This window comes from Xanthomonas cissicola, assembly GCF_008801575.1.
Lineage (GTDB): Bacteria > Pseudomonadota > Gammaproteobacteria > Xanthomonadales > Xanthomonadaceae > Xanthomonas > Xanthomonas cissicola.
On sequence record NZ_VZPL01000046.1, the window covers coordinates 1 to 22,988 of the forward strand.

Here is a 22,988-nt window from a genome sequence, read left to right on the forward strand (position 1 = left end):
ACTGTTCCGTCGCTTGAAAGGCTACCGCCGGATTTTCTCGCGCTTCGAGAAGCTGGATGTCATGTTCCTTGGATTCCTCAGCTTCGTCCTAGTCGTTGATGGGCTTCGGATGTGTTAACAGGCCCTAGCAGACCCGACGCGTGCCGAATATGCCGGCATGCATGACGCGGATGTGGAACCTCTTTATACTGCGTGGACTGCGATTGCGGTGTCAGGTCTGCACTCGCGCCGCGCCGCGACACAAAAAGAAACGGGCAGCGTGCGCTACCCGTTTCCGCCTTTATCGTCCTACTCCCGAGCTGCATCGGATCGGTGACGATGCACGTCGGTTCAACGCGCAGCTTACGCAGCGCTCTTCATCGCATGCTTGCGGTTACGCATGACGTCATGGCAAGCGCGTACTTCCGGCAGCAGGCGCAACGCGGCGTCGCGTGCGGCAGCAGGAGTGTCCTGGTCGGCGATGGTCTCGTCGAAAGCCTGCAACAGGCGGTCTTCGGACTCTTCCAGCTCGGCCACATAGCCGTACTTGGTGTCGCCCAGGGTCGCGCGGACCTTGCCGTAGAACTGCTGCATGCTGCCCACCATGGTGCCGTGCTGTTCCGGCGTGCCGCCAACGGCGGTGACCACACTGCTCAGGCTGTTGACGATGTCGGTCTTGACGCCGGCAATGCGACGGAACAGCGTCGCGAGCTCGGCATCGCCCACTTTGGCCGCGGCTTCTTCGTAGAAGTCCTTGCCGTCGCGCGAGATGGCGATGAGGTCGTTGAGGCTATGCTCGGTTTTGCTCTGAATGCTCATGTAGGGCTCCTGGTTGGAATGGACCGACGCTGCGCTGTGCGATCACTGCGCATGCTTCGGAAGTGAGTCAATCGATGGGTTGATTGCAGTACCGTCGCGTTGTGTACGGCCTCATCCTCGCGTCGCTCGCATAATCGATATGTGAGCGATGTGGGCATCATCCTCACGCCATCGTGCAGGCGATGAATTGCAATTCATCCATGCCAACAGCAGGTCAAGATCACTTCGGCTGGCGACTGGCCCACATGTTATCGACCAGGTTCGGATACGGCCGCCCCGCCTCTTCAGCACGCTGCTTGGCGGCTGCCTTTTGCGCATCGGTCAACGGCGTCGACTTCGCCTTGCCCCTGGGATTGGGGCGCTTCCACGGCGGTGGAGTGAACTCGTTCATGGCACTGTTCGGTCCGCTTGATTGAGTGCGAAGTCTCGCCGACGCCCTGTGAGATGGCTGTAGCGATGCCACGTGGTCTGCTGCGGATCGCTGCACAGCGGCGCAAGTGCTGCCACCCGATCGAAACGGCGTCGCGGACGCTCGACGCATCGCGGCACCGGCAACTCAGCAACTCCTCAATACCGTACGTTGCTGATGACGTTCCTGCCACACCGCCGCTGCATAGACCAGCAACCCGCCGAGCGCGGTGGCCGCGCCGACGTAACCGGTAGAGGTCCAACCCCAGCCTGCCGTGATCGCCATGCCACCCAGCCATGGACCCAATGCATTGGCCGTATTGAACGCTGCGTGATTGGAGGCTGCGGCCAGGGTCTGCGCTTCTGCCGCCACGTCCATCAAGCGTGTCTGCAAGGCTGGCGCCAGCGCCCCCATGGTGCCGACCGCCACGATGGAGACGAACACCCACACGGCCGATTGCGCTGCCAGCGGAAACGTCAACATCACCACCACCGACCACACCAGCAACACCGGCACCGCGCGGAACTGCATGCGATCGAACAACCAACCGCCCAGGATGCTTCCCAGCACCCCGCCCACGCCGAATGCCACCATCGCCAACGGAATGCGCGCTGCGGTGACGCCGGTCACTGCCGTCAACGTCGGCGCAAGGTAACTGAAGACGCAGAACATGCCAGAAAAACCCACCGCCCCGATCGCCAATGCCAGCCACACCTGCGGCTGATTGAACGCGCGCAATTCGCGCAGCGGCTGCTGACGCGGCTCCTCCGGCTGCGGCGGCAACAGGACCGCCACAGCGGCGACCGTGCCCAGCGCAATCACCGACACCGATGCATAGGCCCAGCGCCAGCTCACGATTTGCCCCAGCCAGGTCGCCAGCGGATTGCCCACCAGCAGCGCAACGCTCAAACCCAACAACACGCGCCCCACTGCAGTGGCACGTTGATTGGGTGGGCTGATCGATGCGGCCACGAGCGACGCAACGCCGAAGTAGGCGCCATGCGGCAGCCCGGCGATGAAGCGGCACAGCAGCATGGCGTGGTAGCTCGGCGCCAATGCGCTGGCCACGTCGCCCAGCGCATAGAACACCATCAACAGCAGCAACAAGGTGCGCCGCGGCCAGCGCGCGCCCAGGATCGCCAGCAAGGGCGCACCCACCACCACACCCAATGCATACGCGCTGATGACGTGACCGACCTGCGGCTCGGTGATCTGCAAGCCCTGCGCAATCTGCGTCATCAGGCCCATGGTGGAAAATTCGCTGATGCCGATCGCAAAGCCGCCCATCGCCAGCGCAAGCAGGATCAGCACGTAATCGCGCCGGGACACGCGTGGCGAAGAAAGATCGGTATCGGTCATGCCCGACTCCAGGAATGCGGGGGCGGTCTATTATTGTGCAACGCAGCAGAGCATGAAAGCGCGACACCACGACCCGGTTGGGCGCCAGCGCCTAATCCATCGCAATTACGCCGCTTTCAACGCGACAGGGACGCTGTGTCCTATCTGTATCGCTCGAATCTGCTTGAGTCCACCACCATCGCTACGAAGCACCGCGATCGGCGCGGCGTCGCGCCTGGCGCGTGATCAATTTCGACTGGTTGCTGATGTCCAAATCCACTCAATCCCCCTTGTTCTCCCCGGTGCGCCTGGGCGCACTGGATCTTGCCAACCGCGTGATCATGGCCCCGCTGACGCGCAACCGCGCCGTCGCCGGCCAGGTGCCCTCGCCGCTTGCTGCCGAGTACTACGGCCAGCGCGCCACCGCCGGCCTGATCGTGGCCGAAGGCACCCAGATCAGTCCGCTGGGCCAGGGCTATCTCGATACGCCCGGCATCCATACCAGGCAACAAATCGAGGGCTGGCGCGCTGTCACTGACGAAGTGCATCGTCGCGGCGGCAAGATCGTGCTGCAGCTGTGGCACGTTGGCCGCGTCTCGCACACCAGTGTGCTGCCCCCGGGCGAAGTGCCGGTTGCGCCCAGCGCCATTCGCGCGGAGGGCAAGACCTTCACCCCAAACGGGTTCGAAGACGTGTCCGAGCCGCGCGCGCTGGCATTGGACGAAATCCCCGGCTTGATCGAGGACTACCGCATCGCGGCGCGCAACGCGATCGATGCCGGCTTCGACGGCGTGGAAGTGCATGCGGCCAACGGCTATTTGCTGGACCAGTTCCTGCGCGACAGCTCCAACAAGCGCACCGACGCCTACGGTGGCGATATCGAAAACCGCACCCGCCTGCTTGCCGAGGTGGTGCAGGCGATTGCCGATGAAATCGGCGCCGAGCGCACCGGCGTGCGCTTGTCGCCGGTGACCCCGGTGTACGGCGCGCACGACTCCGACCCGCAGCCGCTGTTCGAACGTGCGGTCGAGCGCCTCAACCTGATCGGCGGGCTGGCTTTCGTGCACGTGATCGAGGGTGCGACCGGCGGCCCGCGCGACAACATCGCCTTCGACTACGCCGCGCTGCGCGCCAAGTTCGACGGCGCCTGGATCGCCAACAACGGCTACGATCGCGGCATGTCCGAACACGCCATCAGCAGCGGCTACGCCGATGCGATCGCCTATGGCCGCCCGTTCATCGCCAACCCGGACCTGGTGCGTCGCCTGCGCGAGAACGCGCCACTGGCCGAGCTCGACCAGGCAACGATGTACGGCGGCGGTGCCAAGGGCTATACCGATTACCCCGCATTGCCCGAGTAATCGCCTGATCAGCCCCTGACCACGCGACCGCGCCTGCCGGCTGGCACGGCGCGGTCGCTGTGGGTGACGCCGATGCACTGCATGCCTGCTGGTGGCGGATATCCGGCCGCCTCTCTCGCATGCCAGCCGCCGGCGCGATGCGGCCTATCGGCGATTGCCAGGCGAACCGCTGCTGGCATCCTGCGCATCGCACGCGCGCATGTGATCATGCGTTGTTGGCATTGGGTCTTTCGCCAGTTGCCACGCGCGCCCCACAGTCGCCACCTGGGCCTTCTGATCCGCAACGCCCCATCACGGCACGTGACCTCGCCGCGGCGCGTGCGCGCGCTACCGTCGCGATTGCCAGCACGCCAACGCTGGCCAACGATGCGACATTCTCATTGCCAAGGATGAGCGCGACGCTCCTGCTCGACGCGGTTCTGCTCGGCAGCCCGGTCGTTGGCTGTGGCCTGCCAGCTACATCGGCACCGGCTGCATGGTGGCATCAGTGTATCCGCGCGATTAGCGCAACTGGCCAGCAATGCCCTATCCGCAGGTGCATTGCGCATTCGGGGAACATCGCGCATTGACTTCGCGCCAACGCACACTGCAGCGCCATTGGTCAACCGCGCTTACGCCTTGCGCAGGAAACAGGTCTTCAACACCAGGCCCTTGATCTTTTCCGAGTTGCCCTCGATGTGTTCGGCGTCGTCTTCGACCAGGCGAATATTGCGGATCACCGTGCCCTGCTTGAGCGGAATCGACGAGCCCTTGACCTTGAGATCCTTGATCACGGTCACCGTGTCGCCGGCCTGCAGCACGTTGCCGTTGCTGTCGCGCACCACCGTCGTGTCTGCCGCGGCATCGCCCGCGCTCCATTCGAAGCCGCAATCGGCGCAGATCCACATCGCGCCATCGACATAGGTGTTCTCCAGTCCGCATTGCGGACACGCGGGGACGGTAGGCATGCAATTCCTCGATCGAAGCGGGCGTGGATTGTAGCCGCCCTGCCACGCGATCACGCACCCGGCACGGCGATGGCGCGATAGTGCGGCGCTTGTCGAATGCCCCGCAGGTCGCGCGTGTCCAATCAGCCAGTGCCCCCTTCCCCGCGCACAAACCCGTCCTCCCCTCACGTCGAACAGAGCGAGCCCTCGGCCAGCGGCAATGGCCCAGGCAAGCCTAAAGGTTCGCACGTGGTGGTGTACGTGGCACTGGCGGGCAATCTGGCCATTGCCGTGGCCAAGTTCATCGCCGCCGGCATCTCCGGCAGCTCGGCCATGCTCAGCGAAGGCGTGCACTCGCTGGTGGACACCGTCAACGAAGTTCTGCTGTTGTATGGCTTACGCCGCGCCGCGCAGCCGCCCACTCCAACCCATCCGTTCGGGTACGGGCGCGAGCTGTACTTCTGGAGTTTCATCGTCGCCCTGCTGGTGTTCGCGATGGGTGCAGGCGTGTCGCTGTACGAAGGCATCGTGCATCTGCGCAACCCGGAGCCGGCCAAGAGCCATCTGGTCGCTTACTGCGTGCTCGGCGTCTCGATCGTGTTCGAAGGCATTTCATGGGTGGTGGCGGTGCGCGAATTTCGCTCCAAGAAAGGCCGCATGGGCTATTTCCAGGCATTTCGCCAGAGCAAGGACCCCACCACCTTCACCGTGTTGCTGGAAGACAGCGCTGCGTTGATCGGTTTGCTGATGGCGCTGCTCGGTCTGGCCGGTGCGCAACTGTTCGACATGCCCGAACTCGACGGCATCGCTTCGATCGGCATCGCCGGGGTACTGGCGTTTACTGCATTCCTGTTGGCGCGCGAAACCAAGGGCCTGCTGATCGGCGAGCCGGCGCATGCGCATGTCACCGACTCGCTGTTGCGCATCGCCGCCAGCGACCCGGACGTGCGTGCGGCCAATGGCGTGCTCACCATGCAAATGGGCCCCAACCAGGTAGTGGCAGCTTTGAGCGCCGAGTTCGAAGACAGCCGCACCACACCGCAGATCGAGGCCTGCGTCGGGCGGATGGAAGCCGCTGCAAAGCAGCAACATCCCGAACTCACCGCACTGTTCGTCAAGCCGCAGACCCCGGAAACCTGGCGTGCACGGCGGGCGCAGATCCAGAGCGGAACAGAGCCGGACTGAGGCCGACCGAAGCGTGCGGCATGCAGACGTCGTGGATGCATGCCTGCCGGTCACCACGGCGCTGCGTTGGTCCATCAAACGCAGCGCCAACGCCGCAATCGCCGATCGCGCTGCGGACGGTCGGCCCGACGCACATCACGCTTCAATCCGTTGTCGTGCCGACGCATCTGGCGCGAGCCTGGTCGTGGCGGTTGTGCCGCCAAGCTGATCCCCGCCTCAACCGCAAAACCGGCTGCGGTTGCATGATGTGGTGCGATTGCCTACGGTGTGCGTGCGACACCTCTTCGCATCGTGAATCAGCCGATGCATTCCCTTCGATCATCCATCATGGAGGTTTCCAATGGAAATCAGCCAGGGTCGCGTTGCGACCATTCACTACACCCTTTCCGACGACAACGGCCAAGTGCTGGACCGCTCCACGCCCGACACGCCGCTGAGTTATCTGCATGGTGCCGGCAACATCGTGCCCGGCCTGGAGCAGGCACTGGAAGGCAAGCAGCTGGGCGATACGCTCACCGCCGACGTCGTGCCCGAACAGGGCTATGGTCCGCGTCATGAGCAGCTCATCCAGCAGGTGCCGCGCGATGCGTTTCCGACCGATGTCGACGTCGTACCCGGCGTGCAGTTCGAAGCGCGCACGCAGCAGGGTCCGGTCCTGGTCACCGTGACCGAGGTTGGCCCGGATCAGGTCACCGTGGACGGCAATCACCCGCTCGCTGGGCAAACACTGCACTTTGCGGTCGAAGTGGTGGCAGTGCGCGAGGCCACCACGCAGGAATTGAACGACGGTCACGTGGCCGAGCTGGCGGCCTGACCCGGCGCGCGCCGCGCGCCTCCGTGGCTGCGGCGGGGCCAGTGCGCAACACAACCCTTTCGCGTTTGGCCATGGCGTCACCGACGCTGCCGCTCTCGACGGCAGGTGCCGCAGGCGTAGTAAAGTGCGCGGCCCGCTCTCAGGCCTGTCTGCATGAAACTCGGCATCGACTTCGGTACCAGCAATTCCGCCGCCGCGGCGATCGTCGATGGGCAAGTGGTGCCGGTGCGCTTCGGCGAGGCCTTGCAGTTCCGCACCACGGTGTATTTTCCGGAGACCATGCGCGACCCGGACGATTTCAGCCTGACGCCAGCGCTGGAGTACGAGGTGGAGCGGCTCATCGACTCGGGCCGCCGCGATGCATTGGCTGCCGGCCGCACCCCCAACAACGACAGCCTGCGCCGCGACGCGATCCGCATCGTGCGGCGGCAGTGGATGGAAGAGCGGGTGCGTGAGCCACGCACCTCCGCCGCCCTGCTGCAAAACGCCGTCTACGGCGACGAGGCGCTGGATGCGTATTTTCTCGAGGGCGAAGGCAGCCTGGTGCAAAGCCCCAAGTCGATGCTGGGCTACAACCTGCATCCGCGCGCGCGCCAGACCATTACCGGCATCGCCACCCATGTGCTGGAACACATTCGGCTGACTGCCTCACGCCAGTTCGACATCAACATCCGTTACGCCACCCTGGGCCGGCCTGTGCAATTTCGCAGTTCCATCGGTGAGGCCGGCAATGCGCAGGCGCTGGAGATCCTGCAGACCGCTGCGATCGCCGCCGGTTTCGACAACGTGGATTTTCTAGAAGAACCTGCAGCGGCCGCGATGCATTACCACGTCAGCCACGACAGCCGCCACGACACCGTGGTGGTGGATATCGGCGGCGGCACCACCGACATTGCCCATGCCAGCGTCGGTGGCAGCGCTGCGCCGCAGGTACACCGTGCCTGGGGGATCGCGCGTGGCGGTACCGATATCGATCTGGCGCTGAGCCTGGCGGCCTACATGCCACTGTTCGGCCGCGGCATCACGCGCGTGCCTACCCACCACTACGTAGAGGCGGCGATGGTGCAAGACATGACGCGACAGCGCGAATTCCGCCTGCACAAGTACCAGGACGTGCCCGCCCCCTTCCACAAGCGCCTGCAGGCCCTGCAGGACACCGGCAACACCGCGCGTCTGTATCGCGGCGTGGAAGCCTGCAAGATCGCGCTCAGCCAGCTGGATCGGCACCAGGCCGCGCTGGACTTCATCGAGCGCGGCCTGGGCGTGGACTTGCAGGCCGATGCGTTGGTCGCGTCCGCTTCCAGTTATCTGGGCGAACTCGCAGGCCTGCTGGCACAGGTGCGCGCCGACATGGCGGCCGCACCGGCGACGGTGTTCCTCACCGGCGGCATGTCGCGGGCCGGCTATATCCGCGAGACCGTGGCCGCTGCGTTCCCCGAATCGCGCCTGGTGCATGGCGATCCGTCGTTCGGTGTGGTCCAGGGATTGGCCTGGGCGGCCGCGCAGGCAGCCCGCTCGTCGGACGATTAACACGCGCTGCCACTTCATTGCCTATAATGAGTGGTTGCAGGCAAGACGCCTAGCCGTCTTGCCTGCAACGGCACGCACAGCGTGCCAACGCGATGGCGCACCGAACGCCGTCGCACTCTCGACACCGCTTCCGCGCGCGCCACCCTAGCCGCATGCGGTGTCACCGCACTTCCCCGCTACAGGAGGCCACATGGCACGTCCCGCGACCAAGCAGAAATCCCAGCCCAGCATCGCTCGCAGCGAAGGTAAGTCGCAGCCGCTCAGTCGTGAGCGCATCGCTGCCGACATCGCTGCGTTTCGCAAGACCGGCGGCCGGATCGAAGTGCTCACCACCAACTTCGGCCCGGCGCGCAACGACGGCGACAAGGTTGCCTAATGCAGCCAACCACGCGGCAGGTTGCAATGCATGGTGCCGCGAAGTCGAACTGTTGTACCAACGTGCCACCGCAAGGTGGCATGTTTGTTTCTGGCGTCCGTCGATGTCATTCATCCGCATCGCGCAGGAATGCGACTTCAATGCGACGTCGTGTCGCATCTGGCGATGACCTGCGCAATGACTTCGCACGGGTTGCCGATGCGCGGCGACCGAACGCTACGGGCGCGTCGGCACCTTGCGCCGCATCCGCGCGAACATGCCGGGTTTGCACCCACCGACTCCATCTGCATGCGCGGGTAGGCATGCATTCATGGAGTGCCTGCCATCTGCCGCACTTCTGCATTCGCAGATGAGCATGCATTCACTCTGCGCACCTACAGCGCAGAGTTGGCCCGCTACAATGGATGCCCCTTTGATCCTGCACGATGTGATGTCCGCCTCCGATGCGTTGCCCGCCATGATCCGCAGCCTGTTGCCCCACTGGAATCCGGAATGGCTGGCGATTGCGGTACCGACGGTCAAGATCGTGCTGATTCTGGCAGTTGCCGCGTTGGTCCGCCTGCTGCTCCGGCAACTGCTGCGGCGGCTGTGCACACGCTACAGCGTGCCCGCCGAAATGATGATCGGTATCCGCCGCGTCGGCAGCTTCATCATTTCTATCAGTGCCTTGCTGATGGTGCTGCGGGTCATCGGCGTCTCGGGCGGCACGTTATGGACCGCATTCACCGGGTTCGCAGCCGTCGGCGCAGTAGCCTTCTTCGCTGCATGGAGCGTACTGTCCAATATCTTCTGCACGTTCCTGATCATCACCACGCGGCCGTTTCGCCTGCACGATCACATCGAGGTACTCGAAGGCGGCGACAAGCCCGGCTTGAAGGGACGTGTGATCGATATCAACGTGATCTACACCACGCTGGAAGAAACCGGCGAGCGTGCCGGCAGCGTATTGCAAGTCCCCAATAGCCTGTTTTTCCAGCGCACCACGCGTCGCTGGCGCGAGACCGGCAGCTTCAACGCCAACTAGGCGCAAGGCGAAGACGCTCTGCTGCAGCCAGTTCGCCAGTGGCAGAACCCAAACACGTCGACGGCGGCAAGCGGCAAGCCCCAACGACTACAGCAAGCTCCACTGCGTTGCACGCTTGCGATAGCGGCGCCGTATGCCGGGATCGCGGTCGCAATTGCATCGTGGAGATGCCCCCTCAACCACTCAACGCAGCTGACTGTCCTTGCTGCCGCGACGGTTGTAGCCGCTTTGCGCAGCCTGCTCCAAGTCATGCGCTTCTTGGCAGTTCACGCACAAATGCACGCCGGGCACTGCCTTGCGGCGCGCCTCGGGAATAGGTGCCTCGCACTCTTCGCAATGCGTCAGGCTCGGCCCGTGATGCAACTGACTCCGTGCGCGCTTGATCGCATCGTCGACAGTGGCATCGATCTGGTCCTGTACCGCTCCATCACCCGCCCATCCGGTCGCCATGATCGCTACACCTCGCTGGTCTGGACACATATATGGTCATTCGCGCAGGCAAATCCAAGCCGCATGTGCACAGTACGCTCAAGCTGGTTGAACTAGCATCGAGCCAACGCCACTGCCGCCACGCGCGGCAAGTGACCAGGCACTCCGTCATCCGCACTTACGAAGGAACAGCAATGGAACAGCCCGTCCACCCGTTTTCCGAACTCTTCGCCCAACTCGGCCTGCCGTCCGACGAGGCCAGCATTCGCAGCTTCATTGCCGAGCACTCCCCGCTGCCGGGCGATATGCGCCTGGAAGAAGCACCGTTCTGGACGCCTGCCCAATCCCAGCTGTTGCGTGAAGAACGCCTCGACGATGCCGACTGGATCGTGACCATCGATCAGCTCAATATCGCCCTGCATACCACTGCCGAGGATACCGGTGTTTGAGCCAGGCGCGCGCTTCGCGTACGCCACGCTTGAGATCGCCTGCAGCTGACATGCGCGCCAGCGCCTCGGCAGAAGAAAGGAGCGGCCATTGGCCGCTCCTTCGCATCACAGGTAACACAGCCGGACAGCGATGCGCCTACCCGGCTGTGCAGCATGCGTCAGGTCACTTTCTTGGCAATCGTCATGCCCAGCACGAACAGCACGATGGCAATGATGATGCCCGCCCAGAACAGGAACTTGGCGATACCCATCGCCGCGCCGGCCATGCCGCCGAAACCCAGCGCACCGGCGATCAAGCCGATAATTGCGAAAATGATGGCCCACTTGATCATGATGTTGTCTCCTCGTCGGCACCGTGCCGTTGTTCGATCGTGTGCTTGCGGCGCAGCGCCACAAAACATGCATCGCACGCTAACGATTCGAATGTGCCGCACTCGTGAATACGCCTGACACACGCTGCAATACGGGCATTGCATTCACAGAGCAAGCGCCGTGTCCACGCGATCGCGCGCGCTCCTGGAGAAATGATTAAAGATGCGCGCGGGAACGCCCGTACGGACGAAGCGCCGCATCCGCATTGCATCGTGCAAGCCGCACTGAGCGCAACCGATGCACGCGCTTGCCCCATCGACTCTCGGTGCGCATGCGCAACTGGTCGGTAGTCACGCGTCCGCACGCGTGGATGGTCAGTGGCTGACACATCGGCGATCATGCGCGCTTGCCCGCGACCGATCGCCATGGACACTTTCGCTACCTCACCGGCTATCCGTCCGCCGTCCTGGATCAGGTACGCGCGCTGATCGCACAGGACAAGCTCGCCACCGTGCTGGCGCGGCGTTACCCGGACCGACACGCGATCCGCACCGATCGCCATCTCTACGAGTACGTCAAGGCGATGAAGGAGCGCTACATGCGCTCATCGCCCACCTTGCACAAAGCGATGTACGACAATCACTTGCAGGTGGTGAAGCACGCCCTGGGCACGCATACGGCGATCTCGCGCGTGCACGGCGGCCGTTTGAAGGCCAGCCGCGAGATCCGCATCGCATCGGTGTTTCGCGACGCGCCGGAACCGTTCTTGCAGATGATCGTGGCGCACGAACTGGCGCACCTGAAGGAGGCCGATCACAACAAGGCCTTCTACCAGCTCTGCAACCACATGACCCCGGACTATCACCAGCTGGAATTCGACCTGCGTCTGTATCTGACGCAATTAGCCCTGTCCACCGATCGCTGATCGTGCAGGACGCGTGCAAAACGAAGCGCGGCTGACCGAACCACTGCGCTCACCGCCAGGCGAGCATGCACGCGGCCGGTGCTCGGAATGAGCAGGTCCCCCTCGTACACTGCAGTCCCGAGCGCGCCGCCTACCTCCGCCTGACGACCGCTCGCTACGTGGTGTCGGCCACTCTAGGATGCGCGCATGCAACCCTCCTCTCTTGCAGACCTCACCCGCGCGGCGCAACGCCAGCAACCCGGCGCGATCAACGCGCTGGCCCAGGCGCTGGTGCGTGCCGGCCAGCCGGAAGACGCGTTTGCCTGGTATTCGCGCAGTGCCGCCGCCGGCGATGCGCTGGCGCAGGTCGAAGCCGGGCGCATGCGTGCCTATGGCGTCGGTTGCGAGATGGACGTCGGTCAGGCGCGTGCGCACTGGGAGCTGGCCGAGCGGCAGGGCGCTGCGGCAGCACGCTATCTGCTGGCGACCCTGGCTGTGGGAGAGCAGCCGCTGGCCCTGGCCGGCACTGCACAGGATCGACTGCAGTCGGCAGCCGCTGCCGACTACCCGCCAGCGCTACGCGCCATCGCCATCCAGCACGGGCGTGTGGCGCATCCGGAGCGGCAACGGCACTGCGTCGCCTTGCTGGAACGTGCGGCGGCAGGCGGCGATGCCGTGTCGGCCGCACTGTTGGCCGAGCGCCTGCTGCGTGGCGAAGGCGTGCCGCCCCAGCCCGATGCCGCTGCACAGCTCTTGCAGCAGTTGCAGCCCCTGGGCATGACCGCGCTACCGGCGGTGGACATCGCGCCGCCAGACCCCGCAGACGACACCGCCGATCACCGCATCGCATTCGCACCGCGTGTTGGCCCGGTGCGACGCCACACGGCCCCACGCATCGAAGAATATGCCGCGGTCCTGTCGGCCGACGAATGTCGCTTGCTCATGCTGCTGGCGCGACCGCATCTGCGTGCCTCGAAGGTGATCGATCCCAACGATGCCAGCACCCAGCGCGCACCGATCCGCACCAGCCGCGGTGCGACATTGGACCCGATCATCGAAGACTTCGCCGCGCGTGCCGCGCAGGCACGACTGGCAGCCTGCGCACAGCTACCGCTCGCCCACGCAGAACCGCTCTCGGTGCTGTGCTACGCGCCGGGCGAGCAGTACCGCGCGCACCGCGACTATCTGCCGCCCGGAACGATCGCCGCCGACCGTCCCGCCGCCGGCAACCGCCAGCGCACCGTCTGCGTCTATCTCAACGACGTCGGCGCGGGTGGCGACACCGAATTTCCGATCGCTGGCGTTCGCGTGCGGCCACGCCCCGGCACGCTGGTCTGCTTCGACAACCTGCATGCCGATGGCCGCCCGGACGCCGATTCGCTGCACGCCGGTCTGCCGGTCACGGCAGGCAGCAAATGGTTGGGGACGCTATGGTTCCGCCAGCAGCGCTATCGGCATTGGTGAACAGATTCATGCACAAGCCACTACCGACGTGGTTTAAAATGTTGCAGCGCGACGTGATCGGACAGGATCTGCAAACGTCGCGTTTTTTGTTTCCCACGGCACGGGTGCATGCCCGGCTTCAGGGAAGGCACATCACGCAGCCCCGCGGAGCCTTCGATGCTTTTCGAAACCCTCGATACCACCGGCCACGAGCAGGTGATTTTCTGTCACAACCGCGATGCCGGACTCAAGGCGATCATCGCCCTGCACAGCACGCGCCTTGGGCCAGCGTTGGGTGGCGTGCGGATGCGCCCCTATGCCAGTAGCGAGGCGGCACTCAACGACGCGCTGCGGCTGAGCCGCACCATGACCTACAAGAACGCCCTGGCCGGCCTGAATGTCGGCGGCGGCAAGGCGGTCATCATCGGCGACCCTCGGACCGACAAGACCGAAGCGCTGTTCCGCGCCTTCGGCCGATTCGTCGACACCCTCGGCGGGCGCTATATCACCTCCGAGGACGTCGGCACCGACGTCAACGACATGGAGCAGATCTACCTGGAAAGCGAGTACGTCACCGGCGTGCACCAGGTGCACCGCGGCTCCGGCGACCCTGCCCCGTTCACGGCCTATGGTGCGCTGCAGGCGCTGATGGCCTCGCTCAACCGCAAGCTCGGCCACGAAGAAGTCGGCAAGGCCAGTATCGCGATCCAGGGGCTGGGCCATATCGGCATGGAGTTGGTGAAGCTGCTCAAGGAGCGCGGCGCAAAACTCTATGTAGCCGACCTGAATCAGGCGTTGGTCGACCGCGCCGTGGCCGAATACGGCGCAGAAGCGGTGCGCCCGGATGAAATCCATCAGGTATCGGCCGACGTATTTGCTCCCTGCGCGCTGGAAGGCGCCATCAACGAAGACACGCTGCCGCAACTCAAGGCCAAGATCATCTGCGGCACCGCGAACAATCAGCTTGCCAGCGCCGCCATCGGCGAAGAGCTGCATCGGCGCGGCATTTTGTATGCGCCCGATTACGTGGTGAATGCCGGCGGGGTGATGAATGTGTCGCTGGAGATCGACGGCTACAACCGCGAACGCGCGATGCGGCTGATCCGCAGCATCTATCACAACCTGGAAAAGGTTTTCGATCTGTCCACGCAGCTGGACGTTTCGCCGCAGCAGGCGGCCGATCAGATTGCCGAAGCGCGCATCGAAGCCATCAGCAAGCTCAAACTGCCGCTGGGCCGCACCGCACCGCGCTTCCTGCACAAGCTGCGCGGCGAGTGAAACCCTGTCCAGGCACGCTGCCTGGACAGGGACCACATGCCTCAGCCAGGCAAGGCGCCGATCAGAAATCGGCGCTGTATCGCAGGCTCAGCGCACGGTCGTCGCCGCGCTCGCCCACCCGCTGGTCGTAACCGAAACGCAGCTGGCTCTGCTGGCCAAGCGGTGCTGCAGCAGTGATGCCGAACAGACCACCCGAGCGTGCCGGTTGCATGCCACGCAGCGGTGCCCACGCATCCACCCCGACGAAGCTGGCATCTAGCGTCAAGCCATCGCTGCTCAGCGCTTGCTGCCATTCGGCGTAACCGCCCAACTGGATACCGCGCCAGTGATACGCCGAGCGCACGCCGGCAAGCGCCTGCGCGCGCGAGGACGTACTCGCGTTGGCACGCAGGCCGAAACCATCGCCGCCGCTTTCGCGGAAGCCATCGCTGCGCAAACGCACATAATCCAGGCCCATATACGGCGTCAGGCTCGCATGCGCACCGCCCAGGCGGTACCCGGTTTCCAGATTGCTGCTGAGGTAACTGCCGCTGTAGTCGCTGAAGGCGCTGCTGCGGTCTTCGCCCAGCTGCAGGGTGCGCTCGATCTGACGATTGACGTTGCCAAAGCCCATCTGGCCCAACGTGTACGCGGCGCCCAATGTCGTGCCCCAATACAGCTGCGCCTGCACCTGACGATTGCGCCCGCGTGCCCCATCCAGGTCGCCCAGGCTGCTGGAGCGCGTTTCGCCGAACGCAAACCCGGTGACCGCACCGGAGGCCAAACGCAGATCGTTGCCCATCATCCAGCCGGAGGTGGCAAAGCCCGAAGTGGTTGCACCGCCCTCGCCCGGCCCGCCAAGTGCCCGCTGCCAGTTGCCCAACAGACGCGGCTGTTGCGAGAGACCATCGAAATGCGCTGCCAGTGCGCGGCGACCCAGATCGATGGTGTCGAAGGTCATCGCCGCAGAGTCGGCATGCGCACGGCCGGATAGGCTGCGCAGCGAATCCGCGGCGGCCTTGGCCGTGGGCGATTGTTGCAAGGCGGCTGCAGCGCGAATGAAGCCGCCGCTGAGTGCGCCATTGCCCTGGAACTGCTGCGCATCGACCTGCTGGAACGCCTGCTCGACGCGGATGGCCGCATCCATCGATGCGGTGCCGATCGCGCCCAGCGACGCGGCGACCGCGGTGACATCCATGCGCTGCAGCGACACATACGCGGTGTTGGCGTCGTAGCTGCGCGTGGCGCTAAGAAAGGTCACCGCCGGCCCGCTGCTCAGCGTGTCGAATGTGCCCTGCAGACCATTGGTCGCCTGCAGTACTGCGTAGGTCGTGTTGTTGACGACGTAGTCGCGCCGACCGAGCAATTGCAGGTCGCCTGCGATGGTCGCCGTGCCCGCGACATTCAAACGGTCACCCACATTCACTGCCAGGCGACCGTTGCTGGCCTGGGTGTAGTTGCCGGCAATGGACGCGGTCGCGCCGTTGACCTGCAAGGTCCCGGCGTTGTCGACCCGACCACCGATGCTGCCCGCGCCGACCAGGCGCGCGCCGTTGGCGATGCTCACGCGCGCACTCTGCAAGCTGGCGGTCTGCAAGGTGCCGCCGAGTACCTGGGTATCGCCGGTGAAGGTATTGGCCGTGCTGCTCAATACCAACGTGCCGGTGCCGCGCTTGGTCAGCCCGCCGGTGCCACTGATGTCGTTGGCCCAGGTCGAACGCAAGGTGGTGACATCGACATCCACCGTGCCCCAATCGAAGCGTGCCGGTCCCAGCACCGCCTTGCCGACGTCGAGCAGGCCGTAGCCGAATACCGGGTCGACACCCGCGGCCCCCAAGTCGGTGGCAGTTCCCAGCAAGGTCTGGCGCACCAGATCATTGTTGAAATAAGGAAATGCCTGCCACACCAGCGCGGCCGCACCGGAGACCAGCGGCGCTGCGAACGAGGTGCCGCTGCCGTAGAAATAACGGATGTTGCCGGCGGTGGCGTCCGGGTCGATGAACAGCGAGGTGCCCGGCGCGACCAGGCAGTAGCGCATCGCCACACCACAGGCGTTGGAGTACGACGCCAGTTGCGTCGGGTTGGCGGTATCCAGCGCGCCGACCACCAACCAACCGCGTTCCAGATCGGCCGCCGGCAGCGTTCCGTTCGGGCCAGGCTGACTGGGCAGCGCCGCCGTATCGGAAGGCTGCGAGCGCGATTCATTGCCCGACGCGAACACCACCAGCCCATCGTGACTGAGGATGAAAGGGCGGTATTCCTGCGCAATCTGATTGGTCACCGTCGGGTCGTTCCAATACAGGCCGCCCCACGAATTGTTCATGATGCGAACCCCGGCGCTGATCAGATCGGCATGCACCGGCCCCAGACCAAGCGGCCCATCGACCTCGTTGCCGTCGCCGCTGCCGTCATCCTCCGGCGCACGGTCGCTGATGATGCGCGCAGACACCAGGCCCGCACCCGGCGCGATGCCGCCGGGCCATTGCCCGACCGCACGCCCGGCGGCCAGCTCGGCCACCACGGTCCCGTGCCCGACCACATCGCCCACCGCGGTGTTGTTGGTGCGTGGATCCACATAGATGAAGCTGTCGCTGACGCGCCCCTGCAACGCCGGATGATTGGCATTGATGCCGGTATCGATGACACCGATGCGATACCCCGCACCCGTAAAGCCAAGCGCCTGCGCCGCACGCGCGTTGGTCAGTGCCAGATGCGCATCGATCGCCGGCTCCGGCGTCGTTGGCGTCGTCACTGGCGGCGGCGGCGGTGAGGTCGGTGGCGGCGGCAGTGGTGGCGAGGTCACCGGCGGTGCGGCCGGGGTGCTTGGACGGATACCGCCCCCGCCACCGCCGCCGCCACAGGCGGACAACGCAACGGCTAGCGCCGAGGCCAGCACAGTTCTGGCGACGTCTTGCTTCTTCATTGGTGTTCTCCCCGAACCCATTCCATGGATGGGGCCCAAGCCGGGCCCGAATAACGCTTTGCTTACTTTAAATCGGAAAGCGTGCGCGTGGGGCGCGCGCTGGCGCGGCGCCGCCATGAGGCAGATAATCGTTTCACTTTAAACGGTATCTGCTCATGTCCGACATCGTCATCGTTGCTGCCAAACGTACTGCCATCGGCTCGTTCCTCGGCCAATTCAATGCGGTGCCGGCACCCACGCTCGCCGCGGCTGCTATCCAGGGCGCACTCGCGCAATCGGGCATCGCGCCTGCCGATATTTCCGAAGTCATCGTCGGCTGCGTGCTGCCGGCCAATCTGGGCCAGGCACCTGCGCGTCAGGCCGCGATCGCCGCAGGCATTCCTACCTCGACCGGCGCCACCACCATCAACAAGGTGTGCGGCTCGGGAATGAAGGCGATCATGTTGGGGCACGACCTGATCAAGGCCGGCTCGGCCAGCATCGTGGTGGCCGGCGGCATGGAGTCGATGAGCAATGCCCCGCATCTGCTGCCCAACTCGCGCACCGGCAACCGCTACGGCAATTTTCAGGCGGTCGATCACATGGCCTGGGACGGTCTGACGAATCCGTATGACGGCCAGGCCATGGGCGTGTTCGGCGAAGCCACTGCGGAGAAGTTCGGCTTCAGCCGCGCCGACCAGGATGCGTTCGCCATCGCCTCGGTGGAACGCGCGCAGGCGGCGCAGCGCAGCGGCGCGTTTGCCGACGAAATCGTGCCGGTGACGGTGACCACGCGCAAGGGCGACGTCGTCGTCGACAGCGATGAGCAGCCGGGCAAGTCCGACGTGGCCAAGATTCCGACGCTGAAGCCAGCCTTCAAGAAAGACGGCAGCGTGACCGCGGCCAGTTCCTCGAGTATTTCCGATGGAGCGGCAATCACCGTGCTAATGAGCGCGGACGACGCGCAACGCCGTGGCGTGACGCCGCTGGCACGCATCGTTGGCCATGTCACCCACGCTCAGGAACCGGAGTGGTTCACCACCGCACCGGTCGCTGCGATCCAGTCGCTGGTCAGCAAGCTCGGCTGGCGATTGGACGATGTGGATCTGTTCGAAATCAACGAAGCCTTCGCCGTCGTGGCGATGGCACCGATCAGGCAACTCGGCATCGCGCACGATAAGGTCAATGTGCATGGCGGCGCCTGCGCATTGGGTCATCCGATCGGTGCATCCGGCGCGCGTTTGGTGGTGACATTGGTGAACGCGTTGCGCAGCCGCGGAGGCAAGCGCGGAATCGCCACGCTGTGCATCGGCGGCGGCGAAGCCACTGCCATTGCTATCGAATTGATTTAATTATCTTTAACGGCGATTTTGCAAAACTGAATGCGCGTGCGCTTGACACTCGTCTTGTGGCCGTCATCATGTCGGGGGCGCGCAATAGCGCGTTGCCTAATCTAACGACGAGGATTGAAACAATGACCATTAACAAGCTGCTGATCGCAATGGCTCTGGGCCTGGCCCTGACCGCTTGCTCGAAGCCGGAACAGGCTCAGGACGCTGCTGCTTCGGCTAACGAAGCTGCTGCCGACGCTCAGACCGCTGCTGACCAGGCTGCTGCCTCGGGCTCGCAGTCGGCTGACGCCGCTCAGGCTGCTGCCAACACCGCCGCTGCTTCGGCCGACACCGCTGCTGACGCTGCTCAGGCTGCTTCCGGCGCCGCGACCGACGCTGCTGCTGACCAGGCTGCCGACGCTGCCAAGACGGCTGAAGACACCGCCAAGGCTGCTAAGGACACCGCAGAAGAAGCCAAGAAGTAATCACTTCTTGACTCCAAGCGAGTTCGGAAAAAGCCGCTGGTTTCCAGCGGCTTTTTCTTTGCCTGCGATTCAAACCTCGCACGCCGTGCCCGCCGACAGGAACACGAACAACCTGCAAGATTGCGCCTGTCTCCCCGGCGGCTGAATGGCCGGCTGCGCATTGACGCAGACTGCATCGCCTCCTGCATAAGCTCCGGCTTCCAACACCGGAACAGGAACAGGACCACCATGAAGACGATCCACATGCTGTCGTTGAGCGCCATCGCCGCCCTCACCCTTGCTGCCTGTCAGGGCCCGGACGCCGAGCAGGCCCGCCGCGATGCCGCTTCTGCCGCCAAGCACGCCGCCGCCGCGACCGAACAGGCCGCCGACCGCGCGGCAGTGGAAGCGAAGGCCGCCACCGCCGACGCACGCGTGGCTGCGCGCGAATTGGCCGCAGACGCCAGCCGCGCCACCGCCAATGCAGCCGATGCCACCGCCGACAAGACGCGCGAAATGGCCAACAAGGCCGAACAGAATGCCGACAAGCACGACGCCGACCACGCGCAGCACTGAGTCCGTCCCCCCCCTTTCGCAGCACCCGCAACGCGCCGGCCATGTGCCGGCGCGCTTGTCTCGGCCGACGGATAGCTCGTGTTGTCGAGGCCGGCAGGCTAGCATTCGCATATGTCCTCTTCTTTTACGTCGCGCCGCCGCAACCAGCTGGCGCTGATTTTTTCTGCGCTGATCTTCGTCGTCATCGGAATCGGCATCTTCGTCGGTGCCCGCCGTTCGCTGGCCGATGCCGCGCTGGTGTCGCACACCCACGAGGTGATCGGGCGGGTCGACGAGATCCAGGCGCGCCTGCTCGATGCCGAGTCGGCGCAGCGCGGCTTCCTGCTCACCGGCAACGACGCCTACCTGCTTGACTACCAGACCAGTGTCGAACGTCTGCCGATCCTGCTGGACAACCTGCGCCGCCTGATCGTCGACAACCCCGCACAGGAGCAGCACCTGGCGCAGTTGCAACGGCTGGTGGAAACCCGCCTGCGGCAGATTCAGCACGTGCTCGACATTTATACGCAAAGTGGGCTGGAGCCGGCACGTGCCGACATCCGGCAGAGCGCCTTCCGCACCAGCAGCGCGATCCGCGAGCTGGCATTGGTGATGGTGCAGCGCGAACAGGAGCTGCTGGCACAGCGCGCGCAAAGCAGCGAACAAAGCGCCAACCTGTTGCTTGCGCTGGCACTGGCCGGCATTCCGTTCGGGCTGGTGGTGGTGGGCATGGTCTATGCGCTGTTGATGCGCGAATTGCGCCACCGCGCGCAGGCCGAACAGCTGGCGGCGCAGGCCAATCGCGAGTTGGGCCAGAGCATCGACGCGTTGCAGCGCAGTACCGCCGATCTCAACCTGCTCAGCCGTTACACCGGGCTGCTGCAGAGCTGCATCAGTGCCGAAGAAGCGTTGATGGTCAGCAGCCGTACCCTGGCCAGCCTGCTGCCGGGCGTGGCGGGAAGCGTGTACCTGCTGCGCGCCTCGCAAGACCGCGCCGAGGCGATCAGCCACTGGGGCGAGCCGCTGGTGCGCAGCGCGCCGCATCTGTCGCCGGAGCAGTGCTGGGCGCTGCGCCGCGGCCAGCCGCACATCGTCCAAGACCTGGGTCGGGATGCACTGTGTGCGCATATCGAAGAACCCGCACACGATGCGTCGGTCACCACCGCCTGCCTGCCGATGTCGGCGCAAGGCACCCAGCTGGGGTTTCTGTTCCTGTCCGCAGCCGGCCCGGGGCCGATGCCGCGGCTGGAAATCGCCGAGGCGGCCGCCGAGCAGTTGTCGTTGGCGCTGAGCAACCTGCGCCTGCGCGAATCGCTGCGCCGGCAGTCGATCCGCGATGCGCTGACGGGGCTGTATAACCGCCGCTATCTGGAAGAATCGCTGAGCCACGAGTTGGCGCGCTGCGCACGGCGTGGGTTGCCGTTGTCGGTCTTGATGCTGGACGTGGACCATTTCAAGCAGTTCAACGACAGCCAGGGCCATGCCGGCGGCGACCTGTTGCTGGCAGCGGTGGGCGAATTGTTGCTGACCCGCCTGCGCGCCGAGGACGTGGCCTGTCGCTACGGCGGCGAGGAATTCACCGTCCTTCTGCCCGAAGCCGATGGCGAAGAAGCCATGCGCGTGGCCGAGCAGATCCGCGGTTACATCGCGGCACTGGCGGTCAGCGACGGTGCGCGCGCCTTGCCGAAGGTGACCGCCTCGATCGGCGTGGCCAGCTTCCCGGTCGATGGCGAACAGGGTGCGAGCCTGATCCAGAAAGCCGACGCTGCGCTGTATCGCGCCAAGCACGCGGGGCGCAACCGGGTGGAGCGACACGGTGCTGCGACGGACAATGCGGACTGAGAGCAGCGACCAAGACCACCGCGCGGCAGCCACCAGTCGCGGCCGCGGGCGCGCCCGCGCCCGAAACCGGGATGTAGCACTCAAGACTGCGGCCCTGGTACGCCGCGCGCCCCCGCCCGACGGCTGCTCGCAGCGTTCGCCGACAGCTTCGGCACGCACACCGTCCATCGTGGATTGCGGAGTTCGTCACAAAAAAGATCCAGTTGCACAGCGATAGTCGGCCTCGACCCCTAAAGCGAGGCAGTCCGATGTCGATGTGGCGCGATCAAGGTCCCAACAAGAAAGACGGCGTTCCGGTCACCCCCGAGGTTGCTGCTGCCGATGGCAGGCTGTTCACTGCCGAGGCCAGCCCTGCACCGCCGGTGCCCGCCGCAACGCCCAGCGTCGTACCGGCAGCTGCGCCCACGCAGCGTCACAGCGAGGCGAAAGAGTCGCTGATTGCTGCCGACATCAGCATCGAAGGCAAGATCGAAGGCGCCGGCCATGTGCGTCTGGCCGGCCGCTTCAAGGGCGATGTCAACGTCAAGGGCGATCTGACCATCGAACGCGGCGCCAAGCTCAATGGCGGCGTGCGCGCCAACAAAGTGATCATCGCCGGCGAGCTGGAGGGCAACATCGAATCTGCCGCGCAGGTCGAACTGCAGACGTCCGGTGTGTTGGTCGGCGACGTCAAGGCCGGCAGTCTCACGGTGGCCTCCGGTGCGCGTATGCGCGGCCAGGCCGATTTCGGCTGGGGCGATGATGGCGGCAAGCCGGTCACGACCAGCAAGCCGGTGGTCAGCGGAGACAGCGACGCCACATGAGTGCACCTCGCCCGGGCACGCCCGGCGCCACGCGCAGCTGCCCGCACTGCAAGGCGACGATCCTGGAAAGCGCCAGCGTCTGCCCTGCGTGCAAGCACCACCTGCGCTTCGATTCGGCGGCGGCGCAACACGCGCAGCCGGCGCCGATCGTGCCGCTCAAGGTCGACGGCACCATCCGACACCCGGCCGACGGCGATCCGTGGGAATACACGGTGGTGGTGGTGGTGCGTAACGGTAAGGGCGAGGAGATCCGTCGCCACGTGGTCGATGTCGGCGCCATGCACGGCGGCGAAGAACGCGGCTTCACCCTGGCGGTGGAAGCGAGCGCAGTCCGTTCGCCTGGGCGGCGTACGCGGCATTAAGAGCAGCTAACAAACGACTACGCAGCCGCCAGGCGGGCGCGGCCGGACGCACGTGGCCGGTGAGCTGAGCGGCGCGTGCCATGCCCGCATCTGTCGCCTCCGTTTGCCGGCCACGCCCGCCTGGCGGCTGCCCGCGTCGTGGTGGCACCTGCGGTGCGCGCGTGCTGCGCGAAC

At 65.1% G+C, this 22,988-nt stretch carries 22 protein-coding genes, 1 other RNA gene and 2 pseudogenes; 18 read left to right on the forward strand and 7 right to left on the reverse strand.

Annotated elements, in window-relative coordinates:
- Positions 1-118: pseudogene (locus F7R02_RS17115) on the forward strand (IS5-like element ISCARN85 family transposase); the annotation flags it as partial.
- Between the two features lie 224 nt (positions 119-342).
- Here F7R02_RS17115 and F7R02_RS17120 read toward each other — a convergent pair.
- The 3 genes from F7R02_RS17120 to F7R02_RS17125 form a co-directional block, all read right to left on the reverse strand.
- Positions 343-798, reverse strand: a complete 456-nt coding sequence (locus F7R02_RS17120; RefSeq protein ID WP_078591086.1) for a PA2169 family four-helix-bundle protein — start codon at positions 796-798, stop codon at positions 343-345.
- Between the two features lie 220 nt (positions 799-1,018).
- Entirely contained in the window at positions 1,019-1,189 is a 171-nt protein-coding gene (locus F7R02_RS26415) for a hypothetical protein (protein ID WP_015462988.1), read from the reverse strand.
- A gap of 165 nt (positions 1,190-1,354) precedes the next feature.
- Positions 1,355-2,566 (reverse strand): MFS transporter, encoded by a 1,212-nt coding sequence (locus tag F7R02_RS17125; RefSeq protein ID WP_139371088.1) that lies wholly within the window; start codon positions 2,564-2,566, stop codon positions 1,355-1,357.
- Positions 2,567-2,787: 221 nt separating this feature from the next.
- Here F7R02_RS17125 and F7R02_RS17130 point away from each other — a divergent pair, with 221 nt between their 5' ends.
- Positions 2,788-3,906, forward strand: coding sequence for an alkene reductase (locus F7R02_RS17130; protein ID WP_059028646.1), 1,119 nt, complete (start codon positions 2,788-2,790; stop codon positions 3,904-3,906).
- A gap of 611 nt (positions 3,907-4,517) precedes the next feature.
- Here F7R02_RS17130 and F7R02_RS17140 read toward each other — a convergent pair.
- Positions 4,518-4,853 (reverse strand): zinc ribbon domain-containing protein YjdM, encoded by a 336-nt coding sequence (locus F7R02_RS17140; RefSeq protein ID WP_003489493.1) that lies wholly within the window; start codon positions 4,851-4,853, stop codon positions 4,518-4,520.
- 114 nt (positions 4,854-4,967) lie between these two features.
- On the opposite strand from F7R02_RS17140, the gene F7R02_RS17145 reads away from it, so the two are divergent.
- The 5 genes from F7R02_RS17145 to F7R02_RS17165 all read left to right on the forward strand — a co-directional run bounded on the left by F7R02_RS17145 (position 4,968) and on the right by F7R02_RS17165 (position 9,761).
- Positions 4,968-6,017 (forward strand): cation diffusion facilitator family transporter, encoded by a 1,050-nt coding sequence (locus F7R02_RS17145; protein WP_139371087.1) that lies wholly within the window; start codon positions 4,968-4,970, stop codon positions 6,015-6,017.
- Positions 6,018-6,357: 340 nt separating this feature from the next.
- Positions 6,358-6,831, forward strand: a complete 474-nt coding sequence (locus F7R02_RS17150; protein ID WP_011050866.1) for an FKBP-type peptidyl-prolyl cis-trans isomerase — start codon at positions 6,358-6,360, stop codon at positions 6,829-6,831.
- A 153-nt stretch (positions 6,832-6,984) separates the two neighbouring features.
- On the forward strand, positions 6,985-8,361 hold the full coding sequence (locus tag F7R02_RS17155) for an Hsp70 family protein (RefSeq protein ID WP_078591084.1): 1,377 nt from the start codon (positions 6,985-6,987) through the stop codon (positions 8,359-8,361).
- A gap of 190 nt (positions 8,362-8,551) precedes the next feature.
- Positions 8,552-8,737 carry a hypothetical protein gene (locus F7R02_RS17160; RefSeq protein WP_003489485.1) on the forward strand — a complete coding sequence of 62 codons (186 nt, stop codon included), beginning with the start codon at positions 8,552-8,554 and terminating at the stop codon, positions 8,735-8,737.
- 430 nt (positions 8,738-9,167) lie between these two features.
- A complete protein-coding gene (locus tag F7R02_RS17165; RefSeq protein WP_033484245.1) occupies positions 9,168-9,761 on the forward strand; it encodes a mechanosensitive ion channel family protein in 594 nt (197 codons plus the stop codon).
- 183 nt (positions 9,762-9,944) lie between these two features.
- Here the strand turns inward: F7R02_RS17165 and F7R02_RS17170 are convergent, their stop codons facing one another.
- Positions 9,945-10,211, reverse strand: a complete 267-nt coding sequence (locus F7R02_RS17170) for a DksA/TraR family C4-type zinc finger protein (protein ID WP_005911632.1) — start codon at positions 10,209-10,211, stop codon at positions 9,945-9,947.
- 173 nt (positions 10,212-10,384) lie between these two features.
- On the opposite strand from F7R02_RS17170, the gene F7R02_RS17175 reads away from it, so the two are divergent.
- Positions 10,385-10,639, forward strand: a complete 255-nt coding sequence (locus F7R02_RS17175; RefSeq protein ID WP_003489476.1) for a DUF2789 domain-containing protein — start codon at positions 10,385-10,387, stop codon at positions 10,637-10,639.
- A 158-nt stretch (positions 10,640-10,797) separates the two neighbouring features.
- On the opposite strand, the gene F7R02_RS17180 is transcribed toward F7R02_RS17175, so the two are convergent.
- Positions 10,798-10,971 (reverse strand): DUF1328 domain-containing protein, encoded by a 174-nt coding sequence (locus tag F7R02_RS17180; RefSeq protein WP_003489471.1) that lies wholly within the window; start codon positions 10,969-10,971, stop codon positions 10,798-10,800.
- 378 nt (positions 10,972-11,349) lie between these two features.
- On the opposite strand from F7R02_RS17180, the pseudogene F7R02_RS17185 reads away from it, so the two are divergent.
- The 4 genes and pseudogenes from F7R02_RS17185 to F7R02_RS17200 all read left to right on the forward strand — a co-directional run bounded on the left by F7R02_RS17185 (position 11,350) and on the right by F7R02_RS17200 (position 14,576).
- Positions 11,350-11,876, forward strand: a pseudogene (locus F7R02_RS17185) (YgjP-like metallopeptidase domain-containing protein).
- 93 nt (positions 11,877-11,969) lie between these two features.
- Positions 11,970-12,046, forward strand: a non-coding RNA gene (locus tag F7R02_RS17190) — sX9 sRNA.
- 16 nt (positions 12,047-12,062) lie between these two features.
- Positions 12,063-13,319 (forward strand): 2OG-Fe(II) oxygenase, encoded by a 1,257-nt coding sequence (locus F7R02_RS17195; RefSeq protein ID WP_139369065.1) that lies wholly within the window; start codon positions 12,063-12,065, stop codon positions 13,317-13,319.
- A gap of 156 nt (positions 13,320-13,475) precedes the next feature.
- The gene (locus F7R02_RS17200; RefSeq protein ID WP_005924809.1) at positions 13,476-14,576 is read left to right on the forward strand and encodes a Glu/Leu/Phe/Val dehydrogenase dimerization domain-containing protein; all 1,101 of its coding nucleotides are present in this window, start codon (positions 13,476-13,478) and stop codon (positions 14,574-14,576) included.
- Between the two features lie 61 nt (positions 14,577-14,637).
- On the opposite strand, the gene F7R02_RS17205 is transcribed toward F7R02_RS17200, so the two are convergent.
- Complete coding sequence (locus F7R02_RS17205; RefSeq protein ID WP_078591082.1) at positions 14,638-17,478, reverse strand: autotransporter serine protease; 2,841 nt, start codon at positions 17,476-17,478, stop codon at positions 14,638-14,640.
- Between the two features lie 155 nt (positions 17,479-17,633).
- Here F7R02_RS17205 and F7R02_RS17210 point away from each other — a divergent pair, with 155 nt between their 5' ends.
- The 6 genes from F7R02_RS17210 (at position 17,634) to F7R02_RS17235 (ending at position 22,814) form a co-directional block, all read left to right on the forward strand.
- Entirely contained in the window at positions 17,634-18,809 is a 1,176-nt protein-coding gene (locus tag F7R02_RS17210; RefSeq protein ID WP_003489456.1) for a thiolase family protein, read from the forward strand.
- A gap of 122 nt (positions 18,810-18,931) precedes the next feature.
- The gene (locus F7R02_RS17215) at positions 18,932-19,273 is read left to right on the forward strand and encodes a hypothetical protein (RefSeq protein WP_003489455.1); all 342 of its coding nucleotides are present in this window, start codon (positions 18,932-18,934) and stop codon (positions 19,271-19,273) included.
- A gap of 228 nt (positions 19,274-19,501) precedes the next feature.
- Entirely contained in the window at positions 19,502-19,828 is a 327-nt protein-coding gene (locus F7R02_RS17220) for an XAC1346 family secretion chaperone (protein WP_005921547.1), read from the forward strand.
- Between the two features lie 111 nt (positions 19,829-19,939).
- A complete protein-coding gene (locus F7R02_RS17225; protein ID WP_078591081.1) occupies positions 19,940-21,649 on the forward strand; it encodes a diguanylate cyclase in 1,710 nt (569 codons plus the stop codon).
- Positions 21,650-21,897: 248 nt separating this feature from the next.
- Positions 21,898-22,452, forward strand: coding sequence for a bactofilin family protein (locus F7R02_RS17230; RefSeq protein ID WP_003489446.1), 555 nt, complete (start codon positions 21,898-21,900; stop codon positions 22,450-22,452).
- Complete coding sequence (locus tag F7R02_RS17235; protein ID WP_003489443.1) at positions 22,449-22,814, forward strand: hypothetical protein; 366 nt, start codon at positions 22,449-22,451, stop codon at positions 22,812-22,814. The genes F7R02_RS17230 and F7R02_RS17235 overlap by 4 nt, the downstream gene beginning before the upstream one ends.
- The last annotated feature ends 174 nt before the right edge of the window (positions 22,815-22,988 follow it).